The 12,714-nt window shown below is 67.1% G+C and carries 10 protein-coding genes; 2 read left to right on the top strand and 8 right to left on the bottom strand.

All coding sequences use genetic code 11. The annotated features are described in order from the left end of the window. The first annotated feature begins 204 nt into the window (after positions 1-204). Together BKG60_RS15285 and mtr are read left to right on the top strand one after the other, a co-directional pair. The gene (locus tag BKG60_RS15285; protein WP_075909745.1) at positions 205-1,236 is read left to right on the top strand and encodes an alpha/beta hydrolase; all 1,032 of its coding nucleotides are present in this window, start codon (positions 205-207) and stop codon (positions 1,234-1,236) included. 9 nt (positions 1,237-1,245) lie between these two features. After that, positions 1,246-2,631, top strand: a complete 1,386-nt coding sequence (gene mtr, locus BKG60_RS15290; RefSeq protein ID WP_075909746.1) for a mycothione reductase — start codon at positions 1,246-1,248, stop codon at positions 2,629-2,631. Here the strand turns inward: mtr and nicT are convergent. The 8 genes from nicT to BKG60_RS15330 form a co-directional block, all read right to left on the bottom strand. Beyond that, positions 2,628-3,734, bottom strand: a complete 1,107-nt coding sequence (gene nicT / locus BKG60_RS15295) for a Nickel transporter NicT (protein WP_070187986.1) — start codon at positions 3,732-3,734, stop codon at positions 2,628-2,630. The two genes, mtr and nicT, sit on opposite strands and share 4 nt — an antisense overlap. A 56-nt stretch (positions 3,735-3,790) precedes the next feature. Continuing rightward, positions 3,791-4,120, bottom strand: coding sequence for an ArsR/SmtB family transcription factor (locus tag BKG60_RS15300; protein ID WP_171054962.1), 330 nt, complete (start codon positions 4,118-4,120; stop codon positions 3,791-3,793). A gap of 9 nt (positions 4,121-4,129) precedes the next feature. Continuing rightward, on the bottom strand, positions 4,130-4,882 hold the full coding sequence (locus BKG60_RS15305; protein ID WP_075909747.1) for a FadR/GntR family transcriptional regulator: 753 nt from the start codon (positions 4,880-4,882) through the stop codon (positions 4,130-4,132). A 17-nt stretch (positions 4,883-4,899) separates the two neighbouring features. Then, positions 4,900-5,673 carry a 3-oxoacyl-ACP reductase gene (locus tag BKG60_RS15310; RefSeq protein WP_070187983.1) on the bottom strand — a complete coding sequence of 258 codons (774 nt, stop codon included), beginning with the start codon at positions 5,671-5,673 and terminating at the stop codon, positions 4,900-4,902. Then, positions 5,674-7,038, bottom strand: a complete 1,365-nt coding sequence (locus BKG60_RS15315; protein WP_075909748.1) for an aldehyde dehydrogenase family protein — start codon at positions 7,036-7,038, stop codon at positions 5,674-5,676. After that, on the bottom strand, positions 7,035-7,775 hold the full coding sequence (locus tag BKG60_RS15320; RefSeq protein ID WP_207553884.1) for a gamma-glutamyl-gamma-aminobutyrate hydrolase family protein: 741 nt from the start codon (positions 7,773-7,775) through the stop codon (positions 7,035-7,037). Before BKG60_RS15320 ends, BKG60_RS15315 begins: the two co-directional genes overlap by 4 nt. A gap of 1 nt (position 7,776) precedes the next feature. Beyond that, complete coding sequence (locus BKG60_RS15325; RefSeq protein ID WP_075909749.1) at positions 7,777-9,144, bottom strand: glutamine synthetase family protein; 1,368 nt, start codon at positions 9,142-9,144, stop codon at positions 7,777-7,779. A gap of 174 nt (positions 9,145-9,318) precedes the next feature. Then, positions 9,319-12,645 carry a DEAD/DEAH box helicase gene (locus BKG60_RS15330; protein ID WP_075909750.1) on the bottom strand — a complete coding sequence of 1,109 codons (3,327 nt, stop codon included), beginning with the start codon at positions 12,643-12,645 and terminating at the stop codon, positions 9,319-9,321. Between the last annotated feature and the right edge of the window lie 69 nt (positions 12,646-12,714).

Genomic DNA, 12,714 nt, shown 5'->3' on the forward strand with positions numbered 1-12,714 from the left:
TTGTTATGCCCAGGTTATCGCGCCGCGAATCCCGGTTGGCCAGGCATGGTAGTGCGATCCGTCACCCGGGTCCTATCCGCCGGGCCCGTCCGCGAGCGGCGCGACGTGGCGGATGCGCTGATTGTGATCCCGATCCAAGGTTGCCGGCCGTCCCGACGACAAACGGAGGCAAGCCTCCGCATTGGTTCGGTTTAGGGTGGAACCGTGACGTCACGGGAGCCCGAGTGGGAGCCGGATGTATTACCGGGGTTCTGGCAGCACACCATCGATGCCGGGCCCGATCCTGACGGCGAGGGCGACCTGGTGGCCACGCTGGTGCGGCGGGGCCCCGGCGGCACGGCATCAGCCGGGACGGGCCACGCCGTACTGGCGTTGCACGGTTATACCGACTACTTCTTCCACACCGAACTCGCCGATCGATTCGCCGATCGCGGGTTCTCGTTCTACGCGTTGGACCTGCCCAAGTGCGGGCGGTCCCGCCACGACGGACAGACCCCGCACTTCACCACCGATCTGGCGCGTTACGACACCCAACTGGAAGAGGCCCTGTCCGTCATCGCGGCCGACACCGGCGACGCCGCGGTGTGCCTGTACGGCCATTCGGCGGGTGGGCTGATCCTGACCTTGTTCGCCGACCGTCTGCGCCGAAGCGGCCGGTTGGCCGCCCATCACGTCGGCGGCTTGGTGCTCAACAGTCCGTTCTTCGACCTGCACGGCCCGGCCATCCTGCGCACCGCGCCCACGTCGGCCGCCTTGATCGCCTTGGCTCGGATGCGCAAGCTGTCGGTGATCCGCAAACCCACCGAAGGCGGTTACGGCACCACGCTGCACCGCGACTACGGCGGCGAGTTCGACTACAACCTGGAGTGGAAGCCGTTGGGAGGCTTCCCCGTGACATTCGGATGGATCAACGCGATCCGCCGCGGACAGGCCCGCCTGCACCGTGGGCTGGACGTCGGCGTACCGAATCTGATCCTGCGGTCGGACCGCAGTGTCACCGAAACTTCGGATCCGGCAGCGATGCAGCGCGGCGACGCCGTCCTCGACGTACGCCAGATCGCGCGGTGGTCCGGTTGCGTGGGCAACCACACCACGGTGGCGCCCATCACCGACGCCAAGCACGACGTCTTCCTTTCGGTGGCCGACGCCAGGGCGGCGGCCTACCACGAGCTCGATCGCTGGCTCGATTTTTACCTGAGCCGTCAAACCTGGCCGAGCACAACATCTTCCGGATAGGGCGCACACATGGAGCACTACGACCTGACGATCATCGGCACCGGCTCGGGGAACAGCATTCTCGACGAGCGTTACGCCGGCAAGAAAGTCGCGATCTGCGAACAGGGCACCTTCGGCGGCACCTGCCTCAACGTCGGCTGTATCCCCACCAAGATGTTCGTCTACGCCGCCGACGTGGCCGCCACGATCGAGAATTCCGCCCGGTTCGGCATCGATTCCCACATCGACAAGGTGCGATGGCCGGACGTCGTGTCCCGGGTGTTCGGCCGCATCGATCCCATCGCCGCCGGCGGCGAGGACTACCGCCGCAACGACCCGCACATCACGGTGTACGCCAGCCACACCCGGTTCGGACCCAAGAGCGCCGACGGCCGCTACACGCTGCGTACCGAGGCCGGGGACGAATTCAGCAGCGATCAGGTGGTGATCGCTGCAGGGTCGCGCGCCTACGTCCCGCCGGCCATCGTGGACTGCGGCGTGACGTACTACACCAGTGACGACGTCATGCGCATCCCCGAACTCCCCGAGCACCTGGTGATCGTCGGCGGCGGTTTCGTCTCAGCCGAGTTCGCTCATGTGTTCTCGGCACTGGGCGTACGGGTCACGATCGTGGTGCGTGGCGACTGCCTGCTCAGTCATTGCGACGCGACGATCTGCCACGAGTTCAGCGCGCTGGCCGCCGAGAAGTGGGATCTGCGTACGCATGAGAACGTGATCGGCTCCCACCACGACGGAGACAAGATCGTGCTCGAGCTCGATGACGGCAAGACGCTGCCTGCCGACATGTTGCTGGTGGCCACCGGCCGGGTGCCCAACGGCGACCTGCTCGACGCCGAGCTCGCCGGGGTGGAGGTCGACGAGGACGGCCTGGTCATCGTCGATGACTACCAACGCACCACCGCGCGTGGCATTTTCGCCCTCGGCGACGTGTCCTCGGAGTATCAGCTCAAGCATGTGGCCAACCACGAGTCACGGGTGGTCAAGGAGAACCTGCTGCGCGACTGGGATGACACCGATTCAATGGTGCGCAGCGATCACCGGTTCGTACCGTCGGCGGTGTTCACCGAACCTCAGATCGCGATGGTGGGGTTGACCGAGGAGCAGGCCCGCGACGAGGGCTACGACTACGTCACCAAGGTTCAGGCCTACGGCGACACCGCCTACGGCTGGGCCATGGAGGACACCACCGGCGTCGCCAAGCTGATCGGCGATCGGGCCACCGGCAAGATCCTGGGCGCCCACATCATGGGCTACCAGGCGTCCGCGATCATCCAGCCGCTGATCCAGGCCATGAGCTTCGGACAGACCGCTCACGAGATCGCCCGCGGCCAGTACTGGATTCACCCGGCCCTGCCCGAGGTGATCGAGAACGCGCTGCTGGGCCTGACGGACTAGGCCCGGACGGCCCAGCGCTGCTCGATCCGGCCGAATCGCCAGACCGCCAGCGCCACAAGCCAGCTCACCACGAAGAGTCCGACGATCGCGAATCCGACGAACTCCAGGTCGGCCGACCCGACGAACGCCAACGGCCCCGTCGTGATGCCGAGACGCTCGACCAGCAGGCCGGTCAGCACGATCACCCCGACCACCAGCGCCACGATCACCGACAACACCGTGACGGTCAGGTTGTAGTACACCTTGCGCACCGGCTGCAGGAAGGCCCAGCCGTAGGCCCGCGACATGAAGATGCCGTCCAGGCTGTCGAACAGGCTCATCCCCGCCGCGAACAGCACGGGCAGCACCAGCATCGCGTACCAGGGCAGGGTGAAGGCCGCCGTTCCCGCCGCCAGCACCAGCAACGCGACCTGGCTGGCGGTGTCGAAGCCCAGCCCCATCAGGAAGCCCACCGGGTACAGATGCCATGGCTTGTTGACCCGACGCATCACCCGGCCCAACAGGCGGGCGACGAAGCCCCGGTTGTCGAGCTGGCGTTCGAGCTCGGCCTCGTCGTACTCACCGCTGCGCATGGCCCGGAATACCTTGGCGATCCCGACCGCCGCGAACAGATTCGTCAGCCCGACCAGGATCAGGAACGTGCCGGCCACCAGCGAGCCCACCAGCCCGAGGGTCTGCAGCATCGTGGAGTCGGCGTCCTGCACCGGGCCGACGAGCGCCCGTACCCCCAGCGCCAGAAGCAGAGCCAGCCCGAACACCACGCTCGAATGCCCGAGTGAGAACCAGAATCCGGCCGACACCGACCGGGTTCCCTCACCGACCAGTTTTCGGGTGGTGTTGTCGATGACCGCGATGTGATCGGCGTCGAAGGCATGACGCACCCCCAGCAGGTACGCCGTGACACCGAGGCCCACCCCGAACACGCCGGCCGAGCCCAAGGTGATGTGTTGCGGGGCCACGCCGAAAACCAGTACGCCCCAACCGATGGCATGCAGCAGCAGGACGAATCCGGTGACAGCGGCGATGGATGTCCAGTCCGCGCGATCGAATCGGGTTGCCAATCGGGCGGATCGGGCGGTTGCCTGCGATGCACCGGTGGTCATCGATCGAGCCTAAGGCGACCGCCGATATCTGTCCATATGAACAGATGAGAACCCCGTCAGCCGTGCCGTGCACCGATCCAATGCAGCAGGTCGTGCACGGTCTCGTCGTCCAGCCGGTAGTTCACCGTGCGGCCCGCCCGAGTCGCGATGACCCAACCCTGTTCGCGCAGCACCCGCAAAGCCTGCGATACCGCGTTCTCCGAACGCCCCAGGGCCGCGGCCAGATCACCGACACAGATCCCGGGCGCCCGGTGCAAACCGAGCAGGATCTCCAGCCGGTGCGGATCCGACAGCAGGTCGAAGCGCTGCGCCCACCCTGACGTGTCGACGTCCGCCAGTGCCGATGTCGCGCGCTCGACCTGGCCGGCCTTACCGTGCTGGTCCACGATACGAATCTAATCCAGAAAGCCGTGCAGCAAGGCCGACGATCCCCCGACGTGGGCCAGCATGGCCGCGGCGGCCCGTTCGCTGTCCCCGGCCAGGATCGCCATCACGATCTCCTCGTGCTGCTCGTCGGAGTGGGCGATGTTGCGGGCCAGCAACGGAATCTGATCCAGCAGGGCGTTGAGCCGCATCCTGTTCTCGGCGACCAACGGCACCAGCGACGGTGACCCGGCCGCCTCCGCGATGGCCAGGTGCAGCCGCGAATCCAACCGCCGGTAATCGTCGGGTCCGGCGGCCCGGACATCGGCCAGCCGTGACCAGAGCCCGTCGCGCTCTGCCGCACTCAGCGTGCGCCCGGCCGCCATCCGCGCCGCTCCGACCTCAAGGATCTCGCGCAACCGCAACGCGTCGTCGATCTCCTCGCGGGTCGGGCGATGGCTGGCCGTGGGCAGCGCAGGTAGCTCAGCGGCCAGGAAAGTGCCGCCGTAGCGGCCCCGTTTGGACACCAGGTAGCCGGCGTCGGCCAGGGATTTGATGGCGTCCCGGACCGTGTCGCGGCTGACCCCGAGGCGAGCCGCCAGCTCACGCTCGGGCGGCAACGACTCCCCCGGACCCAGCACCCCCAGCCGGATCGTCTCCAGTAGCCGGCCCACGGTGTCCTCGAAGGCATTGCCCAACCGGACCGGGCGCAGCAGTGCACCGGCCGCAGCGGGCTGCGAATCAGGCTCTGTTGCGGCTTGCTGTGGATCCGGTTCGGCTGCCATGGCGAGCTACCAGGGTGTCACAGCGGCGTCACGTACGCGGAGCTGATGCCCCCGTCGACCAGGAACGTCGAGCCCGTGATGAACGAGGCGTCGTCACTGGCCAGGAACGCCACCGCGGCGGCCAACTCCTCGGGCTCGGCGAAACGGCCCAGCGGGATGTGCACCAGCCGCCGGGCCGCACGCTCGGGATCCTTGGCGAACAGCTCCTGTAGCAGCGGGGTGTTGACCGGGCCGGGGCACAGCGCATTGACCCGAATGCCCTGCCGCGCGTACTGCACACCGAGTTCGCGGGACATCGCCAGCACGCCGCCCTTGGACGCGGTGTAGGAGATCTGGGAGGTGGCCGAACCCATGACTGCCACGAACGACGCGGTGTTGATGATCGAGCCCTTGCCAGCGGGCACCATGTGGCGCAGCGCCGCTCGGCAGGACAGATACACCGACTTCAGGTTGATGTCCTGCACCCGCTGCCAGGCGGGCAGCTCGGTGGTCTCGATCAGATCGTCTTCGGGAGGTGAGATCCCGGCGTTGTTGAAGGCGATGTCCACCGAGCCGAATGTTGCTGCCGCAGTGTCGAAGAGATGGTCGACGGCATCTTGATCGGACACATCGACGCCGACGAACAGCCCGTCGAGCTCGTCGGCGGCAGCCTCCCCGGTGGTGGCGTCGATATCGCCCACCACGACGGTGGCGCCCTCGGCGCGCAGCCGGCGGCCGGTGGCCAGACCGATGCCGCCGGCGCCGCCGGTGATGACGGCGACCTTGCCGGCCAGACGCTGGGTCAGATCCATCTACAGCTCCTCTGTTGCGAAGAATACGTTCTTGGTCTCGGTGAAAGACAGCGGCGCGTCAGGGCCCAGTTCGCGTCCCAGCCCAGACTGCTTGAAACCCCCGAAGGGGGTGTTGTAGCGCACCGACGAGTGCGAATTGACGCTGAGATTGCCCGAATCCACCGCCCGCGAGACCCGCACCGCACGCGAGAGACTGTCGGTCCAGATCGAACCCGACAGGCCATAGGGCGTGTCGTTGGCCAGCGCGATGGCGTCGGCCTCGTCCTCGAACGGCAGCACGGTCACCACGGGGCCGAAGATCTCGTCGGTCACCGTGCGGTCGGTGCGCTGCGGCGTCAGCACCGTTGGCGGAAACCAGAATCCGGGACCCTCGGGGGCCGAACCCCGAAATGCCACCGGCGCCCCGTCGGGTACGTACGACGACACCGACTCCCAGTGCGGACGCGAAACCAAAGGGCCCATCTCGGTGTCACGAACCTTGGGATCTCCGACCGCGACACCTTTGACGGCCGGCTCCAGCAACTCCATGAAACGGTCATAGACACTGCGCTGCACCAGGATCCGGCTACGGGCGCAGCAGTCCTGCCCGGCGTTGTCGAACACCCCGTAGGGCGCGGTGGCCGCCGCCTTCTCCAGATCGCAGTCGTCGAACACGATGTTGGCGCTCTTGCCACCCAACTCCAGCGTGACCCGCTTGACCTGAGCTGCCGCCCCGGCCATCACCCGCATCCCCACCTCGGTCGAGCCGGTGAACACCACCTTGCGCACGCCCGGATTGGTGACGAAGCGCTCCCCCACCACCGACCCCTTGCCCGGCAGCACCTGGAAAAGCCCGGCCGGCAAACCTGATTCGATCGCGAGCTCGCCGAGCCGGATCGTGGTCAGCGGAGTCCACTCAGCGGGCTTGAGCACCACCGCATTGCCGGCTGCCAGCGCCGGGGCGAACCCCCAGGCCGCGATGGTCATCGGGAAGTTCCACGGGGTGATGATCCCGACGACACCGAGCGGTTCGTTGAACGTGACGTTCAAGCCACCGGCCACCGGGATCTGCTTGCCGCTCAAGCGTTCCGGGGTGGCGGCGTAGTACTGCAGGACATCCCGGACGTGGCCGGCCTCCCATTCCGCCTGCCCGATCGGGTGCCCGGAATTGGCCACCTCCAGGGCAGCCAGCTCATCGATGTGGGCATCGATGACGGCGGCGAAAGCGCGTAGCGCCGCGGCTCGCTCGGCCGGCGCCAGCCGGGCCCAGGCCCGTTGCGCGGCTGCGGCACGGGTCACCGCGTCGTCGACGGCGCTCACGTCGAGGAGGTCGACCGTGGTCAGCACCTCCTCGGTGGCCGGGTTGACGACCTGGCTCGATGTCATGAGATCCTCTCTGTCGCATAGGTTCTGGCCGCCTCGACGACAGCGGCGAACAGCCGTAGGTCATCGAGGGTCTCCTCGGGGTGCCACTGGACGCCCAGCACAAATGCCTCGCCGGGCAGCTCGACCGCCTCGATCACACCGTCGTCGTCGCGAGCGCTGACCACCAGGCCGGTACCGAGTCGGTCGATGGCTTGGTGGTGATAGCACTGCGCGTCGGATGTCTCACCGATCAGACCGGCCAGTCGGGTGCCGGGCACGGTGTGCACCGACGACGTGCCGAACTGGGCATTGCCCAACTGATGATGGGTATGCCCGATCACGTCGGGCAGGTGCTGATGCAGGGTGCCACCCAGTGCCGTGTTGAGCACCTGGGCACCCCGGCACACGCCGAGCACCGGCGTACTGCGCCGCAGTGCGGCTTCCAGCAGTGCGAACTCCCAGGCATCGCGAGCGGTGGCCGGCGCGTTGGTGGCCGGATGCGGTTGCTGGCCGTAGCGTGCCGGATCGACGTCGGGGCCGCCGGTGATCACCAGACCGTCGACACCGTCGAGCACCCGGTGGGCGATGTCACCGTCGACGGGTTGTGGGGGCAGCAGGACGCCGATACCACCGGCTCGGGTGACGCCCTCGAAGTAGACCTGCGGCAGGAAACTCGCCTGCACATCCCAGACCCCGGTCTGCGCCTGCTGCAGATAAGTGGTCATCCCGATGATCGGGTGGGTGCGCGAACCGCACATCTCAGAGCCGCTCAAACCCGCGCACCCTTTCCCAATCGGTCACCGCGGAGTTGAACGCCGCCAGTTCGACCCGCGCATTGTTCAGATAGTGCTCGACGACGTCGTCCCCGAACGCGGTGCGTGCCACCTCGGACTTCGCGAACAGCTCGGCGGCCTCGGCCAGGGTGGTGGGCAACCGTTGCGCCTCACTGGCATAGGCGTTGCCAGGCAGCGGATCGGGCAGCTCCAGCTCGTGATCGATACCGTGCAGGCCACCGGCGATCAGCGCCGACACCGCCAGGTACTGGTTGACGTCGCCGCCGGGCGCCCGGCATTCCACCCGCATGCCCGAGCCCTGGCCGACCACCCGCAACGCGCAGGTGCGATTGTCCACGCCCCAGGCAATGGCGGTGGGCGCGAAGCTGCCGTCGGCGAATCTCTTGTAGGAGTTGATGTTCGGTGCGTAGAACAGGGTCAGCTCGCGCAGCGTGGCCAGCTGGCCGGCGATGAAGCTGCCGAACATCGGCGACATCCCGCGCGGGCCCGCCTCGTCGGCGAAGACCGGCGCCCCGTCCTCACCCCGCAGCGAGATATGGATGTGGCAGCTGTTGCCCTCGCGTTCATCGAATTTCGCCATGAACGTCAGACTCTTGCCGTGCTGATCGGCGATCTCCTTGGCACCGTTCTTGTAAATGGTGTGGTTGTCACACGTGCGGCGAGCGTGGTCGTAGCGGAAGGCGATCTCCTGCTGGCCGAGGTTGCACTCCCCCTTGACCCCTTCGCAGTAAAGGCCCGCCCCCTCCATGCCGAGCCGGATGTCACGCAAGAGCGGCTCCATCCGGGTGGACGCCATCATGGCGTAATCGACGTTGTAGTCGCTGGCCGGTGTCAGGTCGCGATAGCCCGCGGCCCAGGCCTCGCGGAACGTGTTGTCGAACACCATGAATTCGAGCTCGGTCCCCACATAGGGCACCAGGTTGCGCTCGGCCAGCCGGTCGATCTGGCGGTTGAGGATGCTGCGGGGCGCCTGCTCGACGGAACGGCCGTCGAGCCACGACAGATCGGCCATCACCAACGCGGTACCGGGCAGCCACGGGACCAACCGCAAGGTGCTGAAATCGGCGGTCATCACCATGTCGCCGTAGCCGGTGTCCCAACTCGACATCGAGTAACCGTCCACGGTGTTCATGTCGACATCGACCGCGAGCAGGTAGTTACAACACTCGGCACCGTGGGCGGCGACCTCCTCGACGAACAACCGGCCCGAAACCCGCTTCCCGGTCAGCCGGCCCTGCATATCGCAGAAGGCGAGGATCACGGTGTCGATCTCACCAGCCGCCACCATTTGCTCCAGGTCGGCTCGTGCCAGCATGCCGGGGTTCTGGCTCATTGCGCACCCTCCTGTCCGTGTGGGACTCGGTGGCCAACGTGGGGTCCAGCCGACCATTGCCTTGCCGATGACGTGATGATCGTGCCCCGAGTCAGCACGATTGTCACCCCTTAAAGGTAGGACATCAGACCAATAACGGGCTGCAGTGCCTCCGGCGTAGAATTGCCGAGCCGATCACCCGAGCAGTTCACGAATGTCGGAGGCCGTGATGGCCGAGCCGAACAGGTCGCCGTCGTCGACCACGGCGGCGAACAGGGCCCGCTTGCGGTCCTGCAGTGCGACCACCTTCTCCTCGATGGTGTCCTCGGAGACCAGGCGGTAGACGGTGACCGGTCGGGTCTGCCCGATGCGGTGGGCCCGGTCGACGGCTTGCGCCTCGGCGGCCGGGCTCCACCACGGGTCGCACAGGAAGCAGTAGTCGGCGGCGGTGAGATTGAGCCCGAATCCGCCGGCCTTCAGGCTGATCAGGAAAACCCGCGAGTTGCCGGCGCCGAACTCCTCGATGGCTCTGGCCCTTCCGGCAGAGTCGACAGAGCCGTCCAGATAGCTGTAACCGATACCCGCCGCATCCAGATGCGCTCGCACGATGCCGAGGAACCCGGTGAACTGGCTGAACACCAACGCACTGTGGCCCTCGGCGACCAACTGATCGAGTTGTTCGACCAGGAAGTCGATCTTGGTCGACCCCACCGAACGAGCCGAGTCGTCGACCAATCCGGGGTGCAGACTCAGCTGCCGCAGCAGGGTCAGCGACCGGAAGATCTGGAACCGGTTCTTCTCCCAGTCGCCGAGCAGCCCCAACACCTTCTGCCGCTCGCGGGCCAGCCGCGTGTCGTAGACCTTGCGGTGCTTGGCACTGAGCCCGATGGTGAGCACCTGTTCGCTCTTGGGCGGAAGCTCGCCGACAACCTGACTTTTCGTGCGGCGCAACAACACCGGCTTGATCCGCCTGCGCAAGACCGGCAACAGGTCGTCGGCCGAGCCCGATTCGATCGGCTTGCGGAAATAGGTCTCGAACACCTTGGGAGAAGGGAAGAGCCCGGGCACCGTGATGGACAGCAGCGACCACAATTCCATCAGGTTGTTCTCCATCGGGGTGCCGGTGATGGCCAACTTGAACGGCACGTCGAGCAGGCGCGCGGCCTGGTGAGTCTTGCTGTGGTGATTCTTCACGAACTGCGCTTCATCGAGAACGATTCCGGCCCATTGGATTTGCGAGTACGCCGCGACATCCATGCGCAGCAGCGTGTAGGACGTGACGACGATATCCGCCTCGGCCACCTGTTCGGCCAATGCGACACTTGCCCGCGCATCGGTCGAAGTCACCACCACCGCGTTCAGCCCGGGAACGAACTTGCGGCATTCGGCCACCCAGTTACGCGCCACGCTGGTCGGCGCCACCACCAGGAACTTGCCCGCGCCGGCGGTCACCGCGCGGGTGATGAGCGCCAAAGTCTGCACGGTCTTGCCCAAGCCCATGTCGTCGGCGAGCACCCCGCCGATCCCGTTGTCCCACAGGAACGCAAGCCAGTCCAGCCCGTCGCGCTGATAGTCGCGCAGCTCGGCGTCGAGCTCGGCGGGCGGGTCGACGGGCACCGGAGGGCGGGCCGCGGCCAGCCGCGCCAGGTGGGCCCGCCACCGGGCGAGTTGCTCGTCGACGACACCGAGCTCGAGCAGTTCGTCCCACAGGGTGATGTTCATCGACGCGGCATTGACCTGGTCGCCGTCGATCTCGCCGAGCGCCCGCGCCTCGTCGAGCAGTGCCCGCAACCGGACCAGCTCCGGAGTATCCAGCCGGAAGTAGATGCCCGAGGGAAGGAGCATATGCGTCGCGCCGGAGGTCAATTCACGGATGACCTCGGCCAAGGCCACGGTCTCGCCGTCGACGCCGACAGTGATGTTCAGGTTGAACCAGTCCCCCGGCAGCGAGGTGTCCCCGGAAAACGACAGGACCGGGTCGCCAGCAGCCGCCCGATGCCGGACGTCGGTATCGATCCGCAGTTCGGCGAAGCAGTCCAACTGCGGCAGGGTTTGGTCGCACAGCACCGCAGCCTCCACCAGGGTCAGGTTCACCCCGCCGAGCAGCGTGCGCCCAGACGCCACCGCTACCGCCTGCCCGGGGCTCGCGGCGTTTACGATGGCGCGCAGCTCGTGGACGGCGTCGGTGTCCAGGGTCGTCGTTATCCGGCGATTCACGTGCTGTGCCGCTTGACGTTTCCAGTCCCGTGCCGCCGCCGCGACGGCTTGCAGCGCAGGTGTCACCCGCTCCCAGAGCGCTTGTTCGGCGGCAGCGTCCCGGTACCCGATCAGACCCGACACCGACATCGGGTCGAAATCGTGGTGCTGATCGTTGACCTCGTACCGGGTACTCCAGAAGGCCCGCGCGCCACCGTCGGCGATCTGGACCGTCAGTGCGGGGATCGGGCCCGTGATGGTCGGTGGAACGAACAGGCCGTCAGCCACTTCCAGGTCCACGGTGCCGGCCAGGCGCGGCAGAATGTCCACCGCGAGTTCGCGTCCCATGTCGGCCGGGATGTGCACCTGCTCGCGGTGGGCCAGCAGCTCGGCCATGGTGCGCCCCGGCACCGGGTCGAAGGCGCCCAGGCGTAGCACCGAGTCGACAACCTGAAACATCCCGTGCGGGGCCGGCATGCCGATCAACCCGACGCCGTCGGAGTCGCTGTCTTGTCCGTCGACGATCAGCGCCACCGACATCACCGCACCGCCGCCGGACTCGGCCGCGAAGTCCAAGCGCAGGTGGACGTTCTTGGCCAACTCGACCGCGCTGATGCCGCAGGCGGCATCGGCCAGGATGGTGACGCCGGCATCGAGCACCTCGGCGAGCCGGGGCCACAGGGTGGCGGGCATGCCGTTGAGCATCATCGCGTCGCTGCCGTGCGGCTCGGAGTAGCGCGCGACCTCCGACACCAGCGCCCGGACCGCCCGATACTGGTCGCGCTCGAACTCGCCGGGATCGGGATGATCGACGAGGCGCCGCCACGTCAATGCGCGGGTGATCCAGGTACCCCGTTTGCCGAGGCTGCGCGGGCGCAGCATCAGCGTTGCGCCCGGACGGTAGCGGGTCGGACCGCGCACCGAGAATTCCAGCGCAATCGGCTTGCCGCCGCCCTCGGGCACCGTGACTTCGCCGAGCACGTTGTCGAGCACGTAACGCCAGCGCTCGACCAGCGGCTGCTCCGGGTCAGAAGGAACCACCGCCAGCACCAGCGCGACCGCATGTTTGCAGAACGACCCGACCGGGCATGAACACAATGCCCACTCCACGACAGCCCGACTTCCGGGCGAGAGCCCGACCTCAAGGATGTACAGCTGACCATGCGAGCCCACGCACCGCCCGCGCAGCAGACGCTCATCGGAATCGAACTCGATGTCGCGGACGCGGCCTTCGGCGGCGTAGCGTTCGCCCCGCACGGTCGTCTGCGCGCCGAAATCGCGAATCAGCTCATCACGGGCAATCCCGAAGCCGAATCCAGGCCTCATGCGAGGAGAATAGGGCCACCGTCCGACATGTCCTGGTCACGTACCCGACACACCGTTGGTGACGCGCCG

It is taken from the genome of Mycobacterium syngnathidarum, assembly GCF_001942625.1.
Classification (GTDB): Bacteria; Actinomycetota; Actinomycetes; order Mycobacteriales; family Mycobacteriaceae; genus Mycobacterium; species Mycobacterium syngnathidarum.